This window comes from Mycobacterium sp. NGS17, assembly GCF_059813205.1.
On sequence record NZ_JCALED010000002.1, the window covers coordinates 630,979 to 651,808 of the forward strand.

Sequence of the window (20,830 nt, forward strand, 5' to 3'; positions counted from 1 at the left end):
ATGGCCGGCCCGCAACATCCAGACCAGCACGCGGCGGGGTCCGACCCGTTCGGTGGCGATCCGTTCGGCAACACCGCATCCGACCCGTTCGGCGCCGATCCGTTCGCCGGCCCCGGCTCCGATCCGTTCGGCCGGAGCGAAGCCACCGCCTGGCTCCAACAGCAGGCCCACAGCGCGCCGCCGCCCCCGGCGGCTCCCCGTCGCGCACGCCCTGCGTCGCAAGCACTTCCGCCACCACCGGCAGCGCCCGCGCGGTCGAACCCGGCGCCACAGGCCGTCGACTCTTCCAAGCTGCCGGACACCGTGGCGTTCGCCAGTTGGTTGTTCGCGGGCATCGGCGCGGTCATGCTGACGATGGCCATCGCGGTCGCGATGGCCATCCCCGAATTCGACTGGTACTACGGCAGCCACACCTGGCTTGCGCTGTCAGCGGCGGCGGCCGGCGTGCTGCTCGGTGCGGCGATCATCTGGCAGGCGATCCGGATCGTCAGGCATCGACGTCTCGCTCGGCCGGTCGCCGTGCTCGCGTGCGGGCTGACCTTGGCGCTCGCCGCGTTCGGGCTCATCGTCGGACCCGGCGGTGCGGTGGCCTGGTTCACTCACCTGACGCAGGCGGGCGCCGTCACCGCGGCCGTCACCGCGGTCGCCACCGGCGTCCTGCTATTCCTGCCCGCGTCCAACGCATACCTGCACCGGGACGCCCACAAGCCGCCTCCCCCTCCGACTTTCGCCGAGATAGTGAACGCGGCGCAGCACGCACCGACGGCCACGGCGCCACCCCAGCATCCACCGGCAAGCAACCGGGCCCCTACACCGCGGCATCCACCGGCAAGCAACCCGGCGCCCCCACCCCGGCCCGCCGATTTCGACCCGTTCTCCTAGGGCCGCGGGGCGCCCAGCCGGTATACCCGCCAGCCCGCCCGCTGCCAGCCGGCGGCATCCAGGCAGTTGCGGCCATCCACGATGACGCGGGCCCGCACGCGGTCGGCCAGGACGTTCGGGTCCATGTCGACGAACTGGCGCCACTCGGTGAGCACCAGCACCGCATCCGCGCGTTCGCAGGCCTCTTCGACCGACACGGCGTAGTTCAGCGTCGGGAACAGGCGCTGCGCGTTGTCGAGGGCCTTGGGGTCGAAGACATTCACCGCCGCGCCGTTGAGCTGCAGCTGGCCCGCGACGTTAAGCGCGGGTGAGTCACGCACATCGTCGGATTCGGGCTTGAACGCCGCGCCGAGCACCGCGATGTTGGCGCCCAGCAGCGAGCCACCACAGGCCGCGCTGGCCAGTTCCACCATCCGGGTGCGGCGGCGCATGTTGATGCTGTCCACCTCGCGCAGGAACGTCAACGCTTGGTCGGCGCCCAGCTCGCCCGCGCGCGCCATGAACGCCCGAATGTCCTTGGGCAGGCAGCCACCGCCGAAACCCAAACCGGCGTTGAGGAATTGGCGTCCGATCCGGGGGTCGTAGCCGAGCGCATCCGCCAGGAGGCTGACGTCGGCGCCAGCGGCCTCGCATACCTCGGAAATGGCGTTGATGAACGAAATCTTCGTCGCCAGAAAGGCATTGGCGGAAACCTTGACCAGTTCCGCGGTCTGCAGATCCGTCACCAGAAACGGCACCCCGGCCTCGAGCAGCGGCCCGTACAGCTCACGAACGGCGGCCTCGGCGCGGGTCGAATCCGGGTTGACGCCCAGCACGATCCGGTCCGGATTGAGGGTGTCTTGCACCGCGTAACCCTCGCGCAAAAACTCTGGATTCCAGGCGATTTCGACGTCGACACCATCCGGCGCCAGCGCGGCGGCACGCTGGTTCAGTTCGGCCGCGGTGCCCACCGGAACGGTCGATTTGCCAACCAGCACCGCCGAAGTCGTCAACCGCGGCACCAGCGCATCGATGACGGCATAGACGTGGCGCAGGTCGGCGCCGTATTCGCCCTTCTTCTGCGGTGTGCCCACGCCCAGGAAATGCACGTCGGCGAAGCCGGCCGCCATGTCGTAATCGGTGGAAAAGCGCAGCCGGCCCGCAGCCAGGTTCTCCCTCAACAGCTTTCGCAGGCCGGGCTCGTAGAAGGGGATGTCACCCCCGGCGAGCTTGGCCACCTTGCCGGGGTCGATATCGATCCCGAGCACGTCGTGTCCCAGTGCCGCCATCCCAACCGCGTGGGTGGCGCCGAGGTAACCCGTGCCGAACACGGTGCATCGCATACGTCCGGTGTAGGCGGCCGCGATGAGCTAAGTGCATCGCGGGGCTAAGCGGAAGGCAAACGGCAGATGACAGGTGGCGTCTGCCCCGCGGATTACAGCCCGGGAATGCCCGGGATGCCAATGTGCGGGCCGCCGCCGCCGAATCCTCCGTGACCATGGCCGCCGCCGCCCCCGCGTCCGGGAAAACCGCCGCCGTCGTCCCCGTGGCCACCACCGCCGCCGTGCCCGCCTCCCGGCGGCCCACCGAAGCCTGGCCCGCCGAGACCTGGAATTGGCAGCGGAATTGGTACCGGGACGGGCGCAACCGGCGGGGGTGCTGGCGGCGGTGCCGCCGGCACGGGCACAGGAGCGGGCGCGGGAGCCTCAGGCACTGGAGCGGGGGCGGGAGCCGCCGGCGCCGGAGCGGGTGCCTGCGGTGCGGCTTCGGGCGCAGGTGCCGGAGCCTGCGGAGCCGGGGCGGGTGCCGCCGGCGCGGGTGTCGGGGCCGCGGGAGCGGGAGCCGGCCGGGTGGGCGCGACGACAACGTTCTGGTTCGGGCTTGGCCGCACATTGGCTGTCGGCCGGATGGCGATGGCCAGCGACACGACCAGCGCCACGACGCCGATGACGAAGATCCCCGCCACCGCGGCCCCAACCGTCTTGAACGACCTGCGCTCGTTGTAGTCCGCTCCGACCAGTGCCGTCGCGGCGGTCTGCGAGCCGGTGAAGAACTCGTCCGGGTCGTCGGGCACGGCGCTGTACGCGAGCCCGTCCACACCGGCCTGGCCCGGGGTCTCGAAGTAACCGGGTGCCACGGCCAGCGGGTCGATCGCACCGGTGCCGGGATCTTGCGCGTAGGCCAAGGCCGCGGTGGACGACGAGAACAAGGGCGCATGCGCCGACGCCAGGGCCGCGCCGCGGGCCAGTGCGGTGTCCGGTTCCTCGGGCGCCGTCAGCGGCAGGGTGGTCGCCGCCTCCAGGGCGGGCTTGATCAGCGGGATGTCGACGCCGGAGCCGACGACGAACACCGCATCCGGGCGCGTCTCCATGTGCTCCGCGCCGGAGATCAGACGAGTCAGCTCGGCTACGGCCGCCTCGTCGTCATCGGGCAGGACCTGCCGCCGGACGTCGGAAATGGATCCGTCCGCGCTGTCGACGACCGCCAGCGTCGCGGTGTCGGGCTCGATGTAGAGCAGCGCCGTCTGTGCATAGTTGGTCCGATGGCCTACCGCCTGGGCCAGCGCCGCCGCGGCCAAAAAGGCCGAGACAAGCATCACATTTTCGACCTTGTGGGCGGCCAGCTTGTCGCGCAGCGCGGCGGCCTCGAGCGGGTCGGTGAACGTGACGCCGGTCGATGCCAGTTGATAGCCGCCCTCTGCTGCGCCCTGACGCGTGCCCAAGATGGCCGACACTACCTGGTCCGAGGCGGCTACCGTTGCTGCATCATCAGGCGCAGCGACGTCGAAGTTGTCTTCATCGACGGTCGCGCCGTCGCCATTTTCCCCCTCGACCAGCACCATCCGGACTGCGGTCGGCGCCATCGACACACCAAGTACGGTGTCCAAAGCTCCTCCAATAGTCGGTTGCTAGCCGTTCACGGTGGCGGCAGGCTCGTCGCACTTTGCGGTGACGCGAGACCTCTCCGAGATCCCACCGGTATTCCCCTAAAGACCCGATTTTACGCGCGTTCGGCACTCGGGCGGTGGCTCGGTGCCGGGCCCAGGCGCGGCTACGGGGACGGAATTTGAGTGCCGAGGTGGCGGTGCAGCCAATCCTCCCAGTGTTGATGGTCACCGGAGTGTGGCGAAGGTTGCGGCCGAGGCGGGGGCGCTTGGGGCGGCGCCACTGGAGCGTCCGTCGGCCGGGGTGGGCCGGGCGGGCCGGCATTGGGATTCTGCGGCGCGACGACGTTCGTGCCGACGTTCGGGCGCTGGTCCGCGTGCGGCCGGATACCGACGGCGAGCGCCAGCGCCAGCCCCAGGATGCCGGCGATGAAGACCATCGTGACGGCGGCGACTGTCAACACCGACTTGCGGCTGGGCTGCCGGCGCGACGGGGCGTCGGTACGCCGGTGGTCGGAGACGGCGTGGTCTTCGGCGCTGTAGGCGCGTTCGGCCGCAGCCGCCGGGGAAGTCCGCGCGGCCGGGATCGATACCGTCCGCGGCGCTCCGAGGTTCGCGTTCGCCGCTGCCAACGAGGCGCCCCGCGCCAGAGCCATCTCGGGTTCCTCGGGTGTGGTCACCGACAGTGCGGTCGCCGCCTCGAGTGTGGGCTTGATCGACGGGATGTCGACCTCCGAGCCGACCAGAAACACCCCTTCCGGCCGCGCCCTCATCGACTCGGCGCCCGAGATCATCGCGGTCAGCTCCGCCAGCGCGGCGTCGTCGCTGCCGGGCAGCGGGTGCCGATGCAAGTCGGTGACCGTTCCGTCGGAGGTGTCGACGACCGCCAGGGTGGCGCTGGCCGGCTCGATGAGCAGTAACGCGGTGCGCGCCCAGTTGGTGGCGCTGCCCACGGCCTGCGCCAGCGCCGCGGCTGCCATGACCGCCGAGACCAGCATCACATTCTCAATCTTGCGTGCTGCCAACGCGTCTCGCAGCGCCGCCGCCTTGACGGGGTCGGTCCAGCTCACTCCACTGGATTTGAGCCGGTACCCACCCTGAGCAGCGCTGTCTCGCGTGCCGAGAATGGCCGCGACGACGTGATTCGCTGCGACAATGGGCGTTTCATCGTCGGCGACCGCAAAACCGTCCTGATCGACAGTCACCCCGCCGGCAGCTTCACCTTCGATGAGCACCATGCGGACTGTCTCAGGTGCCATAGACACGCCAAGTACGACGTCCACCGCTCCTCCAAATCGTCCAAATTGGTTGCTGCGCCATGCCGTACGGCTGCGTTGCCACCGCCTTGGGGTCCCGCGATTCGCGAGTCAGCCGGACTAATCACAGTTCTGGCCGCGGCCACACCCTAGTCCGCCACCCTAGCCCGACGGGTCAGACACGCGCGCGAACCGTGAACGCGCTATCGATGGCCGAATCCGTGACCACCACCGAAGCCGTGGCCGCCGAATCCATGACCACCACCGAAACCGTGGCCACCGCCGAACGGCCCGTGACCCCCTCCGAACGGTCCGTGGCCGCCGAATGGACCGTGACCGCCGAACGGTCCATGACCGCCCAAGGGTCCGTGGCCCCCACCACCACCGCCCAGGCCGGGCACCGGCAGCCGCGGCGGCGGAACGAACACGGGCGGCGGCAGGACCGGTACGGGCGGAGCCACGGGCGGCGCCGGCGCGACGGGGTGCGGCACAGCCAACGGCCGCGGCTGCGGCGGCGCGACTTTCGGTTGAGCCTGCACGGGCGGCGCCGGATTGGGCGGGGCCGGCGTGGGGGCTGGGGCGACGATGTTCTGGTTGGGACTGGGCCGCAGCGCGACGGTCGGACGGATGCTGATCGCCAACGCGATTTCCAGCGCCACCACCGCGGCGATGAAGATCACCGCGAGCGAGCTGCTGACCAGCATCACAGACTTGCGCCGACGCGCGCGTTCATCAAGGGCGATCATGGTTTTGGCGTCGGCGTCTTCGTCGCCCACGGCGCTGTACGCGACGTTGGTCTTGCCGTTGTCGGCGTCGGCGGCCAGGGCCGCGATGTGGCTGCGGTATTCGGGTTGATACGCGGCAAGCAGGCCGGGATGTTGTCCGGCGAGCGCGAGCGGGTCCACTTCGCCGGTGCCCGGGTCCAGCGCGTAGGCCAGGGCGGCCGTCGATGACGCGAACAGCGGCGCATTCGCCGAAGCCAGCGCGGCGCCTCGCGCCAGAGCCATCTCCGGCTCGTCGGGCACGGACAACTCGAGCGAGGTCGCGGCCTCCAGGACCGGTTTGATCAGCGGAATGTCGACCCCGGAACCGACGAGAACCAGTCCTTGCGGGTGCGTTTCGAGCGCCTCGGCGCTGGACGCCATGTCGACGAGTTCGGCTACCGCTTGATCCTCGTCGTCCGCGAGCGTTCTGCGCCGCACCTCCGAGACCGAGCCGTCAGCGGTGTCGACCACGGCCAGGGTTGCACTGTAGGGCTCCACGAAGAGCAGGGCGGTGCGCTCGTAGTTGGTGGCGTCACCGACGGCCTGCGTCAGCGCGGCCGCGGCCATGAAAGCCGAGACCAGCATGACGTTTTCGACCTTGTGCGAGATCAGGGCGTCGCGCAGCATCGCCGCTTCGACGTGATCGGTCCACGTCACACCGGTCGAAAGCAGTTGGTAGCCGCCGTCGGCGGCGCCTTCCCGGGTGCCGAGGATCGCCGAGATCACTTCGTTGGGGGCGGTGCCGGGCAGAGCGGTGCGTTGCGTGTCGACGTCGAAGTCGTCCTCGTCCACGGTGACCCCGTCGGCGCTTTCGCCTTCGACCAGCACCATGCGCACCTTCGTCGGCGTCATCGAGACGCCGAGCACGATGCCCACCACCGCTTACGCTCCTCCAACACCACTATTGAATCGATCACCAGTGATTTCGTGCCGATAGCAGAGGGCGGGCTGCGAGCCCACACACGATGCTGGGCTGATGAAATTCTGGCGGGTCTGGCGGCATTTTTTGACCAGCCTCAATACCCCGACCCTACTCGTGTGATCTCGACAGCGAGCGCGGAGCGCTGTGGGTTAGTTGGCAATCGGACTAGTGATGTCCGCCGCCACCGCCGCCGCCCCCACCGCTGTGGCCGCCGCCAAAGCCACCGCCGCCGCCGAAGCCCCCAAGACCACCGCCCCCACCGCTGTGGCCGCCACCGAAGCCCCCGAGACCACCGCCGCCACCAGGAGCCGGCGCATGACCGCCACCGAAACCGGGAAAACCGCCGGGGCCACCACCGCCGGGAGCCGGCGCATGACCGCCGCCGAGGCCGGGAAAGCCGCCGGGGCCACCACCGAACCCGCCGAGACCGCCACCGCCGGGGACACCTGCGGGAGGCGTGGGAACGTGACCGCCGCCCAAACCGCCCGGACCGCTACCAGGGGCGGGAACGTGCCCACCACCCAAACCGCCGGGACCGTTTTCCCCAGGCGTGGGATTGTGGCCGCCGCCGTAGTTGCCGGGACCGGTCGGCTTGGGAGGGGTGCCCTCGCCGGGGGGCGTCTGATGCGGTGGTGACTTCGGAACGGTGACCTGCGGCGGTGACTTCGGAACAGTGACCTGCGGCGGCGACTGCGGAACGGTGACCTTCGGCGGTGCCTGCGGAGGAACGGTGACCTGCGGTGGTGACTTCGGAACAGTGACCTGCGGTGGTGACTGCGGAACGGTGACCTGCGGCGGCTGGGGAAGGCGCACCGGCGGCTGGGGCTGCACCGGCTGCGGGATGGACAACCGCGGAGCCTCCAGCATCGGGGGACTCTCGACCGGGTTGGGAATCGGGATGCGGACGGGCACCGGAATCGGCACCGGAGCAACCACGACGGGAACCGGAGCAACCGGGGCCGCGGGCGGCGGAGGTGCCGCCGGCGGGGGAACCGCGGGCAGCGGCGCGGCAACCGGCGGGCTCAACGGCTGGGGCGCGGCCGCGGGGGCGGGCAGGCTGATCTTCGCCAGCGGTTCGGACGCCTGCACCGGCGCCGGGGCCGGCGCCTGCTCGGGGACGATCAGGTGCTGACCAGGGGTGGGCTGCAAGGCAACGGTTCCCGTCGTGCGGATGCCGATGGCCAGCGCGATCTCGAGCGCCAGCACGGCGCTGATCCCCACCACCGCCAGCCCGCTGCCGACGAGCAGTGCCGGCCGCCGCTTGGGCTGGCTTTCTTCGGGAAGGAAAAGCTTTTCGATGACGACGGTCGGCGAATCGGCGTCGTCGTCTGCCACCGCGCTGTAGGCGAGTTCGTCGTCGCCGGACTGCTGCCCGAACGGGACATAGAGATACTCGGGAAGGGAGTACTGGTCGACGGCGCCGGTACCGGGGTCTTGCGCGTAGGCCAGCGCGGCGGTCGACGAGGCGAACAGCGGCGCGTTCGCCGACGCCAGTGCCGCGCCGCGGGCCAGCGCCGTCTCCGGCTCCTCGGCCACACTCACGTCGAGGAACGTCGTCGACTGCAACACCGGCTTCAACGGCGCGACGTCAACCCCCGAGCCGACCAGGAATAGGCCGCCCGGCAAAAGTTCCAGCTTCTCCATCCCGGCGACCATCGCGCCGAGCTGCGCCGCAACATCGCCGTAGTAGTCGGCGTGCAGCTGTTGTTTGTAGACGTCCGGGATGGAACCGTCGGCGGTCTCGACGACCGCCAGAGTCGCGGTGTCGGGCTCAACCAGGAGCACCGCGGTGCGCTCGTAACCCATTGCGCCGCCGACGTTTTGCGCCAGCGCCGCGGCGGCCAAGAACGCGGAGATGAGCATCACGTTGTCGATCCGGTGAGCGGACAGCGCATCGCGCAGCGCAGCGGCTTCGAGTTGATCCGTCCATGTCACGCCGATGGACGACAGCTCGAGGCCGGCATCAGCGGCACCCTCGCGGGTGCCCAGGATCGCGGAGATCACCTGATCGGGCCCGGTCGTCGCAGCTGCATTTTCGACGTCGGCGACGTCGAACGTGTCCTCTTCTACCGTGGCGCCGTCGGCGTATTCGCCTTCCAGGACGACCATTTGGATCGACGACGGCGCCATCGACACCCCGAGCACGATATCCAATACAAACCCCTCCAAAGGTATTGCACGACGAACCATGGCCGGGCGGAGGAAAAAACCATGGCTAACTAAGTATCGCCCACACGGGGAGCGTGAGAGCCCCGCAGAACCTATGTAGTCCGTATGAAGTTCTGATAGGAGCGCGACGGCGTAGGTCCTCGCTGACCCTGATACTTCGAGCCAACTTGCGTACTGCCGTAAGGGTGTTCGGCGGGACTGGTCAACCGCAGAATGCACAGTTGACCGATCTTCATGCCAGGCCACAGGGTGATCGGCAGGTTGGCGACGTTGGACAGCTCCAGCGTGATGTGGCCGCTGAAGCCGGGATCGATGAAGCCGGCCGTTGAGTGTGTCAGCAGGCCCAGGCGGCCCAGCGACGACTTGCCCTCCAGGCGACCGGCGAGGTCGTCGGGCAGGGTGATGAGTTCCAGCGTCGAGCCGAGCACGAACTCTCCGGGATGCAAGACGAACGGCTCCCCGGCGGCGGGTTCGACCAGGCTGGTCAGCTCGTCTTGCTGCTTGGCCGGATCGATGTGGGTGTAGCGGGTGTTGTTGAACACCCGGAACATGGTGTCGAGCCGCACGTCGATGCTGGACGGCTGCACCAGGCTGCCTTCGAAGGGCTCGATGCCCAACCGCCCGGCGGTGATTTCGGCCCTGAGGTCGCGATCGGAGAGCAGCACGCGACGAGCCTAGCTTCTCCCCGATCGAGCTCAGCGGAGATAGACCTCGCTGCCGGTGGGATATCCGCCGCCGGTCGTCGTGACGTGTACGTGGTCGTAGTGGCCGAGCCGGCTCGCCTGCGCTCCGTTCGGCGTGTAGTAGACGCCTCGCCAGATCGCATCCTGGATGCCGAACCGGTTGGCGTTCTGTAGCACGTAGGCGACGATCGCATTGCCCAGCGCGATACCGTCGGCCGATTGCGGGTTCGGAATCATCACGTCGATCGCCAGGCCTAGGGGGTGCCACGGCAACGGATCCGGGCGCACTCCCCCCATCTCGTGGATCTGCGGAAATTCCGCGGTGATGTTGCGCGCGGTCAGGATCGTCCGGATTTGCAGCCCCCGTTCCGGGGCGACGTCGGCGGTCAGGAAGCGGGCCCGGGTGTGGTAGCGCGACGCCGCCGTCGGCTCGCCGTCAGCGGCTTCTTTAATAAGCCGATTCGATGCCGCGGTGACGATTTGTACGCAGCAGGGGGCGACGTCGCTGATAACGGGCTTGGCCTCGGTACGGGGTGCAAATGGGTGGACGTCCGCCGACACCGCGAAGAACACCGCCGCAGGGGCGACGACTGCTGCCAGGGCCACTGACGGTTTACGCCGCTTCCTGGCTAATCGGTGTCGACCCACCCGCAGCACATTACGGTGCGATAACGGAATAATAAATATGAGCATGTGAATTTGTGAAAGGAATAACTCGGGTTTGGGCGCGATGGCGCACAACGGGCGCGGAGGAACCCGTCGATGAGCCGTCCTGACCTCGACGGCTGCCGTCGGGTGCTAGCCTTCCTTGGCGAGAAGTGCCGATGTAGTTCAATGGCAGAACATCAGCTTCCCAAGCTGAATACGCGGGTTCGATTCCCGTCATCGGCTCCACATATGAGCAGGTGAAATGGACCCGGTCAATGCCTCAGTGACGGCGATCCAGTGCACTCGAGCGGAGATGGGCGGCTAGACAACAGACAGCACGTCAACTTCCTCGCTCAGGACGGGCGCGGCTGGGTCACAGTCCAGCGTGAAGCCAGGGTGTCGCAAATGGTGCGTTGCTCAACCTCATTCAGGTCGTGCATGAGGAGTCCTTCGACGGTGAAGATGCCGATCATCACTTCGGCTTCCACGGTCGAAGTCGGGACTCCCGCAGTCTCCAATTCGTAACGGAACATGCCGCCGGTGATCAGATGGAAGTTGCGATGCCATTCGGCGATGGCGGCCGAATGTTCGACGCGGGCGTGCACCGTCGTCACCAGGCGGCTCATCTGTTGTAACTGACGAACCACCCACAGCACTCGAGCGGGGATCGGTTCGGTCGCAACCTGTTGGTACTGCGGCCAGACGTCGGCCATGACGGAGTCGAGCACAGCGATGAGAACGTCGTCCTTGTCCCCGAAGTACCAGTAGATGGTGTTCGGTGCCACCCCGGCTTCCTTCGCGAGGCGACTCATCGGGGTGGCGTCGTAGCCAGTATCGATGAACAGCCGTCGTGCTGCCGCGACGATTTCTGCCCGCTTCTCTTCGGCGGCCTGTGGACGCTTGTTCCGTGCCATGGCTCCCTCTGCATCGACTAGATCACACTATGTTGAACGACATTCAAGAGCTTGGTACCTTTTGTTGAACGTCATTCAAGATACCCGATGGAGACCCGCGACGATGAACCAGCCACTTAGCTACGTCCGACACGACGTGACCTTTTTGTCCGAGGAGACAGCTTGCGCCGCGTGGCTCTACCGTCCCGAAGGCGTCAAGAACCCGCCCATCGTCGTACTGGCTCACGGGTTTGCCGCCTTCCGCGAACTGCGCCTGGACGCCTACGCCGCACGATTCGCCCAGGCAGGTTACGCCGCACTGGTGTTCGACTACCGGCACTGGGGCGCCAGCCAAGGACAGCCCCGCCGCATCCTTGACATCGCCAAACAGCACGCTGACTGGCGGGCCGCCATCGCCTACGCCCGCAGCTTGGACAACGTCGACACCACCCGGGTGGTGGGATGGGGTTCGTCCTTCGGCGGTGGCCACGTTCTCAACTTGGCCGCCCACGACCACGATCTCGCAGCCGCCATCGTCCAGGTGCCCCACGTCACCGGACCCGCATCCGCGTTCTCCCAATCCCCCACTTTGGTCGCACGCCTGATAGCCGCAGCTCTGCGTGATCAGGTCGGCGCATGGCTCGGGCGGGCACCGCACCGGGTGAAGTCCGTCGGCAGGCCCGGCGAGGTCGCGATGATGACCTCACCCGGCGCCTATGAGCTCGTGGAGGAGATGGCCGGGGGCGAAGCGGCCGAGCACAAGCGCGAGCAGCTCCTCGCCGAAAACGACGTCGCCGCGCGCATCGCCCTGCGCGTGCCGTTGTACTCACCGGGACGAAAGGTCGCAGACATCACCGCACCGACACTGGTGCAGCTCGCCGAACGTGACGACGTCACTCCCTACGCCAAAGCCAAGAAGATCGTGGCCCGCATCCCCCACGGCGAAGTCCGCTCCTATGACTGCACGCACTTCGAGCCGTACCTGGACCCGCACTTCGACGGGATCGTGGCCGACCAGATCGACTTCCTTAATCGCCACGTCCCACTGGTGTGACCCCACCGCCAGGCGGCCTCTCGATCCGGCAGACATCCCACCCCGCGGCGCGCCACGCGCGCACCCCCGATCCGTCGGCCATGATGGCCGAAGCCATACACAGACAGGAACACCCATCCATGAACACGGCCCGACGTGCCGCCCTGATCACGGGGGCATCTGCCGGCATTGGAGCGGCCTTCGCTCGCCACCTCGCGACCGAGGGCTACGACGTGCTGCTCGTCGCCCGACGCGCCGAGCGCCTCGAAGAACTCGCCACACAACTACACCAACAAAACGGCGTGCGCGCCGAAGTGTTCGCCGCCGACCTCACCGACCCCTCTGCACCCGCTGCGATCACCACCCGCGCAACGGAATTGGGCCTGCCCATCGACGTGCTTATCAATAACGCAGGACTTTCGGCCAGCACAAAATTCTCCGACACCTCCTGGGACTCGGTCGCCGGAGAACTTCAACTGATGGTCACCGCACTAACCGAATTGATCCACCGAGCCATCCCTGGCATGAAGCAACGAGGCTGGGGACGCATCATCAACCTGTCCTCATTGGCTGCGATGTCCCCTCCGGGAGAAGGGTTGCTGTACACCGGCATCAAGTCCTACGTACTGAACATGTCCCAGTCCCTCGACATGGAACTCAAACCTCATGGCATCCATGTGACTGCGCTCTGCCCCGGCTTCACCCACAGCGAGTTCCACGACGTGATGGGCACCCGCGATGCCGCCGACCGCCTGCCGGGCTTCTTGTGGCAACAGCCTGATCCCGTTGTCCGCGAGGGATGGGCCGCCGTGACCAACGGCAAGCCCGTCTGCATACCGGGCACCGTGAACAAGCTCACCGCCGCGGCCATACGCCCGGTCCCACAGCGCACTCAGTACTTCCTCGGCCGCACCTTCAATCCCTTCAAATAGACAACATCATGAAGCCTCTGGAGAGGAGCGAAGGACCTTCAAAGCACGCCCTCCTGGGTGGACGGCATGAAAAGATCCGCGGGCGTTGGCGCGTGCAGCACACCCTTAACGCTGGCCATCCTGGGGCCGGTAGGGGCCGTGCTCGGTTACGACGGCGGTGATGAGCCCGGCCGGGGTCACGTCGAAGGCAGGATTGAAAACGCCCGCGTCGGGCGGGGTGATCGTGGTGCCGCTGAACGTCCTGAGTTCGTCGGGCGCGCGTTCCTCGATGGCGATCTCGGCGCCGGTGGCAAGCGATCCGTCGACCGTGGACGAAGGCGCGACCACGACGAGCGGCACGTGGTGATAATGGGCCGCGATGGCCAAGCCGTAGGTGCCGATCTTATTGGCGACGTCGCCGTTGACGGCGATCCGGTCGGCGCCGACGAGCACGCAGTCGACGAGGCCGCGTGCCATCGCCGCCGCGGCGGCGCCGTCCGGCTGCACCCGGTAGGGCACGCCCGCCTGCGCCAGCTCCCACGCCGTCAGCCGGGCGCCCTGCAGCAACGGACGTGTCTCGTCGACCAGCACCGACTCCACCAGTCCGCGCTCATGCAGATGCCACACTACACCGAGCGCACTGCCCCAGGCCACGGTGGCGAGATGGCCTGCGTTGCAATGGCTTAGCAGCCGCAGCGGGCGGCGATCACATAGTGCGAGCACGATCTCGGCGGCGTGGGCGGATGCCGCACGGTTGAGACGTTCGTCCTCGTCGAGGATTTTCAGCGCTTCGGCGAGCACGGCTTCGGCGCCGTCGTCAAGTTTCTCGAGCGCACGCGCGGCCCCCCAGCTGAGGTTGACGGCGGTCGGTCGCGCCTTCGCAACTCGCTCGGCCGCAGCCCGGATGTCGCCTCCTTCGCGGGCCGCCAGCACGACGCCGAGCGCCCCCGCCGCGCCGAGCGCCGGGGCGCCGCGCACCGCCAGTCGGCGGATCGCGTCGATCAGCTCGTCGACGGTGCGCAGACTGACAACGCGGTATTCCGTCGGCAAGGCGGTCTGGTCGATGATCGTGACGGCGTCGCCGTCCCAGTCAATGGTCCTGCGCACGAGCCGAATCTAGCCCGCGGCTGGCGCAGCCCAGCGCACGCTTCACCTATAACTTGCCGGCGACGAAGCTAGCCGCCTGATCCACCAATCCGGAGTCGATGTATGAGGGCTGCAGATGCGACGGCCAATTCGTTCCTCTCCCGCAGATGGGATCGCCGGCCGCGCACTGGTCGATCGTCTTACCGGCGAAGGCAGGGGCGAGTCGCCGAGTGCCGTTACCGAACAACGCGACCGCCGCGATGTGCTGATCCACGCCTGGCGGCAGTGGGTTGGTGAACCCGAATGCCGCGCGGCCCCCGGTCACGAGATCAGCCACCTCCGCCCCCAACGAATAGCCGCCGAGCACTATCCGTGTGTTCGGGCAACTTGCGGCCATGAATTGCACGTGGGCGCTCATATCGTTGGCGCCACCGACGGTGGTTATGTTGGCGGGGTAGTTAACTCCATAAACGCCGAGCGACATACGCGTCTTGCCACGCAGTGAATTGACGAATGCGTCGCCGACTGCGCCGGCGCCGGGTGGTTCCTCTCGGCCGCGAGCGAAAACCACTTCGGCATCGGGGCACGCCGCCGATGCCGCCGGAATCAGCGCCGATACCGGAAAATGCATGGCTGCCAGGGTGATCACCAAAGTCGCGGCGGGCAGGCCGGCGGCCGCAAAGTTGAAGACACGATGCTCGCCCGGTGTTCTCGCGACAAGCCTCATGACGCGATATTACGGATTCACCGACGATGCGTTGACCAATCCGGTCTAAAGCGTGGTAGCCCAACAAATTGATCGACCGCAAACAGGGTTGAACACGGGCATCGCGGGTAATGCAAAACCGCGGGCGGCGCGAGCGCGCCCCGCCTGCGACATGCCCAGGGGGTCGCCACATCAATGGATAGCCATTCCGCCACGCCGGTGAAAGTCGCAAGCCCGCCACACGATGAGCTTCGACGCGGTGAACTTCCGATCTCACCCGACGATGATCCGTTCTACCGAGCGCCACAGGGCTACGAGCACACGGAGCCGGGGACGGTGTTGCGCTCGCGCGACGTGCAGATCGGATTTCTGGGTCTCATCAGTCAGCCGGTGAAGGCCACTCAGTTGCTCTACCGCACCACGAATCTGCACGAAGAACCGGAAGTCGCGGTGACGACGGTGCTTGTCCCGTCGCGGCGCGAGTCGGACGTCGCTGATCGGGTCCTCTCCTACCAATGCGCCATCGACGCTGTTGCGTCGCGCTGCTTTCCTTCGTTTGCGATGCGCCGCGGCGCGGGACCGATCGGTGCGTTCGTCCAAGCCGAGTACTTGTTGGTGACGGCCGCGCTGGCCGAGGGCTGGGTGGTTTGCGTACCCGATCACGAAGGTTGCCACGGCATGTGGGGCGCTCCGGTCGAGCCCGGCTACCGGATTCTGGACGGGCTGCGGGCCGCGATGCGGTGCGAGCGCTTGGAATTGTCACCGTCTGCAGCGGTGGGTCTGTGGGGATATTCGGGAGGAGGGCTGGCGTCGGCGTGGGCGGCCGAGCTGTGTGAGCGGTATGCACCGGAGCTCAATATCGTTGGCGCCGTTCTCGGTTCGCCCGTCGGCGACCCGGGCAGTGTGGCGCGCCGCCTCAATGGCAGCTTCTTCGCCGGCCTCGCCGCGCTGATGATCTCCGCGTTGACGCAAGTCTTCCCCGGCGCGCAGAGGGTCGTCGATGAGCACGCGACCAACGAGGGCAAGGCGTTGCTCGACGAGTTGCAGACGATGTCGACGGCCCAGGCTGTATGGCGCTTCCGCAACGTCGACATCGGGTCCTACGTCGACATGACGGCCGACGAGCTGTGGGACCTACCCGACGTGCGCCACATCTTCGATGCGACCAAGCTCGGCAAGTCCAGGCCCAAACCCGCGGTGCTGGTCGTGCAGGCGGTGCACGACGGAATCATCAGCGTCGACGACATCGATGCGCTGGTGGACGAATACGAAGGCCTCGGCGCGGCGGTCACCTATCACCGCGACCGGTTCTGTGGGCATCTGCTGTTGCATCCACTGTCGGCGCCCATGACGCTGAGGTGGCTGCGCGACCGATTCGCCGATCGGCCCGTCGACGAACACAAAACCCGCACGGTGTGGCCGACGCTGTTCAACCCGTCGACGTACTTGGGCATGGCCAAGTTGGGTGTGATCACGGCGAAGGTCGTCCTCGGGCGTTCCGTCGAACGTCAGCCGCTGTCGACGACGGATGCCCGCTAACTACTCACCAGGGGCGACGCCAACGGAGAAATCGTAGCGCCGCTCGCCTCTCAAGATCGTCGCCTGAACCGCCCGGACGACGCGCGGATGTTCGCTACGCTTGACCCGATTCGTAAATCCCTGGGAAGTTGAGGCCAGGTAATGGCTGAAAGACCCAAGACTCGCGCCCCGGCGTCGGGACGGCGCGAGGTCGTGGCGGAGTTAGCCGCTGCCGGATTCGACAACGCGCGCCAGGTCGCTCGAGGCGCCGCCGGAGTGGTGTATTGCTGTCGCGAGACCGCGCTGGGGCGCAACGTTGCGATCAAGGTGCTGCCGCCATTCAGCGATGACGCGGGCCGCGAACGATTTCTCCGTGAGGGTTACGCGATGGGTGGGCTCTCCGGGCATCCGAACATCGTCAACATCCTGCGGGTCGGCGTCACCCCCGAGGGCCGTCCCTACATCGTCATGTCGTACTGCCCCGCGGGTTCGCTGGGCCTACGGGTGCAGCGCGAGGGACCCATCGCCTGGCCCGAAGCCGTGCGGATCGGTGTGAAGTTGTGCGGGGCGCTGGAAACCGCACACCTGAGCGGCACCCTGCACCGCGATATCAAGCCGGCGAACGTACTCGTCAACGACTACGGCGAACCGCAATTGACCGATTTCGGGACCGCCCACGTCCCCGGCGGATACGAGACGGCGGCCGGATTGTTCTCCGGCACAATCGATTACCTGGCGCCCGAGATAATGACGGGCGAGCCCGCGACGGTTGGCAGCGACGTTTACTCGCTCGGCGCCACGATCTATGCGCTGATCGCCGGTAACGCCGCCTACGAGCGCCGCGGAAACGAAGACCTTCTCGCCCACTACACGCGGATCAACAACACGCGGATCCCGGACTTGCGTCATAACGGAATCCCGGACGCGGTGTGCTCGGCGATCGAGATGGCGATGTCGCCCGACCCGGATGAACGCCCGCCATCAGCAGCGGATTTCGGTCGCGGGTTGCAGGAGACGCAGCGCCGCAACGGCCTCAAGCCCGATGCGATGGCCATCACTGCCTCCGCCGGTTCGGGACGCACGGTGGGCACCTCGGCGGGTCTGTCGGAGACGCGGACCCTATCGCCGGCCGGGCGTGGCGGTAAAGCGGGCGCGTCGACCCAACGGCCGCCAAGAATCGCCAAGCCGGGCCCGCGCAGTGCCGACGCGGAAAACGCCACCTCGCTGATCAATCCGCTGAAAGGCCGTGGGAATACGGCGTCGCCGTCACAGCCCGCCGGTCCGCAACCCTCCGGTCCTCGCAGCCCCTTTGTAGACGCCCGCAGACCAAATTCGGCCCCGCCGAACACATCTGAGCCGACCCAAGCGATTGCCGAAGCCACCAGCATGACCGAGGCGATCGCCCCGCCGGCGGACCCACCCGCGGTCGGGCGCCGCGGGCTGGCCGCCGGAGCGGTGGCATGGATGGGCTCGTCGAAAAAGAAGCGCAACCGCGTAACGGCGCCACTGATCGCCGTGGGAATCCTGGTGGCGGTGCTGGTGCTGGGCATCGGTGTCTACGTACTGCTTTCGCAAGGCAACAAGCAGCACAGCACCACCGCGAACCAACCGGGCGGCCAACCGGTGAAATGGCAGCCGATCACCAATGCCCGCATCGCTCGCCAAGCGGCGGCGACCACGCAAGCCGACGGCACCATCTGGATATTCGGCGGAATGGGCAGCAACCGTGCGCTCGTCCCGAACCACGAGGGCTACGACCCGGTCATCGACAGCTGGAAAAGCGGTGACGATCTACCTGTTCCGGTACAACACGCGATGGCGGTGACGTGGCAGGGCAATCCGATCGTCCTCGGGGGCTGGCGCGCCGCGGGCGCGCAAAAGGTTGCCAGCGACCAGGTTTGGCGGGTGGTCAACAGCCATTGGGTTGAACTCCCCCATATGCTGCAGCCCCGGGCGGCAGCGGCGGCGGCGGTGGTGGGCGACCGCATCATCGTCAGCGGCGGGGTCGACTCGAATGGCGCGCTGCTGAACACCGTCGAGATCTTCGACGGCAATTCCTGGACCCTCGGCGCCCCCATACCGACCCCCCGCCAGATGCTGTCCGCGGCGTCGGACGGGAAGGTGGTGTACGCGGTCGGCGGCACCAACGGGACCGCCGAGCTGGCGACGGTCGAGGCGTATGACCCTGCCGCGAAAACCTGGACGCGGTTGCCGGACCTTCCCCAACCGCGCGGAGACCTGGGCGTGGCAATAGCCGACCGGCGCCTGGTCGCCGTCGGGGGGCAGTCGGCGGGGCAGGTCCTCAAGAGCGTGTCGGTGCTCGATCTGACGACCAACACGTGGGCGGGCCTGCCGGACATGGCGACGGCGCGGCACGGCATGTCGGTCGCCGCGGTTGGGCAAGCCGTGTACTCGATCGGCGGGTCGAGCGATGTCGGCGACGGCCAAGCGACCTCGTCCGCGGAGGCGCTGCAACTACCGCCGCGTCGAATGCAGCCGGCCGCGCAGTGGCGTTCCCTGCCCGACGCACCGACGGCGAGATTGATGACGGCGTGGACGGTGCTCGACGACAAGATCTGGATCGTGGGCGGCTTGCGCGACGGGGTCGCGCTGCAAACGGTCGAAAGCTACGACCCCCGCACCGGCATCTGGCAACCGCAACCCCCATTGCCCGTCCCGCTGCATCACGCCGCGGCGGCAACCTATCGCGGCGAGGTGGTGGTGCTCGGGGGCGCCAGCGGCGACCTCACGCAGGCGTCCGCCAAGGTGTTCGCGCTGCGCGCCGGCAAGTGGGTGGAGTTGCCCAGCCTCGCTCACCCTCGCGCAGCGCTGGCCGCCGCTGCGGTCGGCGACAAACTCGTAGTCGTCGGCGGGCAGAACGCCAAACAGCTGGTCGGCCAAACCGAGGTCTTCGACGGCAGCTCGTGGCACGACGCGGCCAACATGCCCACCCCGCGTGAACATCTGGCCGCGGTGTCTGACGGAACCTACGTGTACGCGGTCGGCGGGAGGTTCCTGTCGTCCGACAAGAACTCCGCGGCGTTCGAACGATTCGACCCGCAGGCCGGGACGTGGACCAAGCTGGTCGACATGCCGACCCCTCGCGGCAGCTACGGCGCCACCTTGATCGACGGCCGAATCCTGGCGGTCGGCGGTGAGCAACCGACGCAGGTGGTGGGCGTGGCCGAGATGTACGACATCGCCAATGGAACGTGGAACACGTTGCCGCCCATGCCAACTCCGCGCCACGCCGAGGCGGTCGCCACGGTGGGCAACACCGTCTACTGCATCGGTGGGGCGAACCGGCCCACCCATGAAGGCCCGGTGGCCACGGTCGAGGCGTTGGACTTCATCTAGCGGATACGTGGGTCAATGGCGCTTGAGCCGGCTGCGCCAACCCACGAAACTCGCGTACACGACCGTCAGCACCCCCAGCATGCCCACGTCGAACAGCCAGGCCTGCGCAGTGTGTTTGAAGTGGCTGTCTTTCGGTGCGAGCGGTCCGGGCTCGATCGTCCACAAGTCGACGGTCGAGGCCTGCGCCGCGAAACCCCAGCGCGAGGGCACCGCCCACGACATCTGGTCGAGACCGAGCCGGTCGGTGACCGGGATCATCCCGCCGCACAGCACCAACTGCAGCATCAGCGAAACCACCAGCAGCGGCATGATCTGCTCGTTGGAGCGGGCGAGGGAGGACAGCACCAACCCGATCATCGCCGCGGTGACGCACATCGCGGCGGTCGCGACGTACAGCTCGAGGGTGGCGCTGCCGAGGAGCAGCGCCGGCCGCGTCGGTGCTCCCTTGCCCAGAATCGTGATGGTCGTCGCGATCGCCGACTGGACGACGGCGAACACGGAGAACACGGCCATCTTCGCGAGCAGGTACGCCTTGGTGGACAGGCCGACCGCCTGTTCCCGACGGAAGATCGGGCGCTCGCCGATGAGGTCGCGGATCGTCAGCGCTGTGCCCATGAAGACGGCAGCCATGGTGAGCAACATCAGTACCGAGCCCGGCTCATCGGAGCCGTCACCGTTTGGATCGGCGACGCGGAAACCCGTCGAACCCGGAACCGTGAGCGCCAGCGCCCCCATCACAAACGGCAACAGCGCCAGGAAGATGAAGTAGGCGCGGTCGGCGAAAATCAACCGAATTTGGCGGCGGGCGATCGTGACGAACTGGCGGCGGGTGCTGGAGCGGGCCGGGGCGCCCAGGTCCGCCGGCTTATCCGCCTCGGCTGCGGCCGGGGGTGGTTTGAGTTGGGCCAGAAAACGGCGGTTGGCTTCGTCGGGGTCCGCGCCGACCATGCCAAAGATCTTGGCCCAGTTGGTGGTTCCCATGGTCGCTTCGATTTCGTCGGGCGGGCCGCAATACGCCGTCTTGCCACCGGGCGCCATCAGCAGCACCTGATCGCAGAGATCGAGGTAGCTCAGCGAGTGCGTCACCACCAACACCACCCGACCTGCGTCGGCCAGCTGCCGCAACATGGTCATGACCT

The 20,830-nt window shown here is 67.6% G+C and carries 16 protein-coding genes and 1 tRNA gene; 6 read left to right on the forward strand and 11 right to left on the reverse strand.

Annotation, left to right across the window (positions count from 1 at the left end; all coding sequences use genetic code 11):
* Entirely contained in the window at positions 1 to 882 is an 882-nt protein-coding gene (locus AC5Y7E_RS07195) for a hypothetical protein (protein ID WP_499948158.1), read from the forward strand.
* Here the strand turns inward: AC5Y7E_RS07195 and AC5Y7E_RS07200 are convergent.
* The 7 genes from AC5Y7E_RS07200 to AC5Y7E_RS07230 form a co-directional block, all read right to left on the reverse strand.
* A complete protein-coding gene (locus tag AC5Y7E_RS07200) occupies positions 879 to 2,204 on the reverse strand; it encodes a UDP-glucose dehydrogenase family protein (RefSeq protein WP_499948160.1) in 1,326 nt (441 codons plus the stop codon). The genes AC5Y7E_RS07195 and AC5Y7E_RS07200 overlap by 4 nt on opposite strands.
* Before the next feature lie 92 nt (positions 2,205 to 2,296).
* The gene (locus AC5Y7E_RS07205) at positions 2,297 to 3,748 is read right to left on the reverse strand and encodes a DUF7159 family protein (RefSeq protein ID WP_499948162.1); all 1,452 of its coding nucleotides are present in this window, start codon (positions 3,746 to 3,748) and stop codon (positions 2,297 to 2,299) included.
* Between the two features lie 164 nt (positions 3,749 to 3,912).
* On the reverse strand, positions 3,913 to 5,004 hold the full coding sequence (locus AC5Y7E_RS07210; protein WP_499948164.1) for a DUF7159 family protein: 1,092 nt from the start codon (positions 5,002 to 5,004) through the stop codon (positions 3,913 to 3,915).
* Positions 5,005 to 5,204: 200 nt separating this feature from the next.
* Entirely contained in the window at positions 5,205 to 6,644 is a 1,440-nt protein-coding gene (locus AC5Y7E_RS07215) for a DUF7159 family protein (RefSeq protein ID WP_499948166.1), read from the reverse strand.
* Positions 6,645 to 6,852: 208 nt separating this feature from the next.
* Positions 6,853 to 8,832, reverse strand: coding sequence for a DUF7159 family protein (locus AC5Y7E_RS07220; RefSeq protein ID WP_499948334.1), 1,980 nt, complete (start codon positions 8,830 to 8,832; stop codon positions 6,853 to 6,855).
* A 116-nt stretch (positions 8,833 to 8,948) separates the two neighbouring features.
* The gene (gene dcd / locus AC5Y7E_RS07225) at positions 8,949 to 9,521 is read right to left on the reverse strand and encodes a dCTP deaminase (RefSeq protein ID WP_499917855.1); all 573 of its coding nucleotides are present in this window, start codon (positions 9,519 to 9,521) and stop codon (positions 8,949 to 8,951) included.
* 30 nt (positions 9,522 to 9,551) lie between these two features.
* Positions 9,552 to 10,187, reverse strand: a complete 636-nt coding sequence (locus AC5Y7E_RS07230) for a VldE C-terminal domain-containing protein (RefSeq protein ID WP_499918237.1) — start codon at positions 10,185 to 10,187, stop codon at positions 9,552 to 9,554.
* Positions 10,188 to 10,359: 172 nt separating this feature from the next.
* Between AC5Y7E_RS07230 and AC5Y7E_RS07235 the strand changes: the two genes are divergently transcribed.
* Positions 10,360 to 10,433: transfer RNA gene (locus AC5Y7E_RS07235), tRNA-Gly, on the forward strand.
* A gap of 107 nt (positions 10,434 to 10,540) precedes the next feature.
* On the opposite strand, the gene AC5Y7E_RS07240 is transcribed toward AC5Y7E_RS07235, so the two are convergent.
* On the reverse strand, positions 10,541 to 11,101 hold the full coding sequence (locus AC5Y7E_RS07240; RefSeq protein ID WP_499948168.1) for a TetR/AcrR family transcriptional regulator: 561 nt from the start codon (positions 11,099 to 11,101) through the stop codon (positions 10,541 to 10,543).
* 103 nt (positions 11,102 to 11,204) lie between these two features.
* Here AC5Y7E_RS07240 and AC5Y7E_RS07245 point away from each other — a divergent pair, with 103 nt between their 5' ends.
* Both AC5Y7E_RS07245 and AC5Y7E_RS07250 read left to right on the forward strand, forming a co-directional pair.
* A complete protein-coding gene (locus AC5Y7E_RS07245) occupies positions 11,205 to 12,134 on the forward strand; it encodes an alpha/beta hydrolase (RefSeq protein WP_499948169.1) in 930 nt (309 codons plus the stop codon).
* A gap of 119 nt (positions 12,135 to 12,253) precedes the next feature.
* Positions 12,254 to 13,045, forward strand: coding sequence for an SDR family NAD(P)-dependent oxidoreductase (locus tag AC5Y7E_RS07250; RefSeq protein ID WP_499948171.1), 792 nt, complete (start codon positions 12,254 to 12,256; stop codon positions 13,043 to 13,045).
* A 105-nt stretch (positions 13,046 to 13,150) separates the two neighbouring features.
* On the opposite strand, the gene mtnA is transcribed toward AC5Y7E_RS07250, so the two are convergent.
* Both mtnA and AC5Y7E_RS07260 read right to left on the reverse strand, forming a co-directional pair.
* Positions 13,151 to 14,131: an S-methyl-5-thioribose-1-phosphate isomerase gene (mtnA, locus tag AC5Y7E_RS07255; protein WP_499948173.1), complete on the reverse strand. Its 981-nt coding sequence runs from the start codon at positions 14,129 to 14,131 to the stop codon at positions 13,151 to 13,153.
* Between the two features lie 46 nt (positions 14,132 to 14,177).
* Positions 14,178 to 14,837 carry a cutinase family protein gene (locus AC5Y7E_RS07260; protein WP_499948174.1) on the reverse strand — a complete coding sequence of 220 codons (660 nt, stop codon included), beginning with the start codon at positions 14,835 to 14,837 and terminating at the stop codon, positions 14,178 to 14,180.
* 174 nt (positions 14,838 to 15,011) lie between these two features.
* Here AC5Y7E_RS07260 and AC5Y7E_RS07265 point away from each other — a divergent pair, with 174 nt between their 5' ends.
* Both AC5Y7E_RS07265 and AC5Y7E_RS07270 read left to right on the forward strand, forming a co-directional pair.
* Complete coding sequence (locus AC5Y7E_RS07265) at positions 15,012 to 16,355, forward strand: lipase family protein (RefSeq protein WP_499948175.1); 1,344 nt, start codon at positions 15,012 to 15,014, stop codon at positions 16,353 to 16,355.
* Between the two features lie 141 nt (positions 16,356 to 16,496).
* A complete protein-coding gene (locus AC5Y7E_RS07270) occupies positions 16,497 to 19,691 on the forward strand; it encodes a Kelch repeat-containing protein (RefSeq protein WP_499948177.1) in 3,195 nt (1,064 codons plus the stop codon).
* A gap of 12 nt (positions 19,692 to 19,703) precedes the next feature.
* Here the strand turns inward: AC5Y7E_RS07270 and AC5Y7E_RS07275 are convergent, their stop codons facing one another.
* Positions 19,704 to 20,825 (reverse strand): ABC transporter permease, encoded by a 1,122-nt coding sequence (locus AC5Y7E_RS07275; RefSeq protein ID WP_499948335.1) that lies wholly within the window; start codon positions 20,823 to 20,825, stop codon positions 19,704 to 19,706.
* Positions 20,826 to 20,830 lie beyond the last annotated feature (5 nt).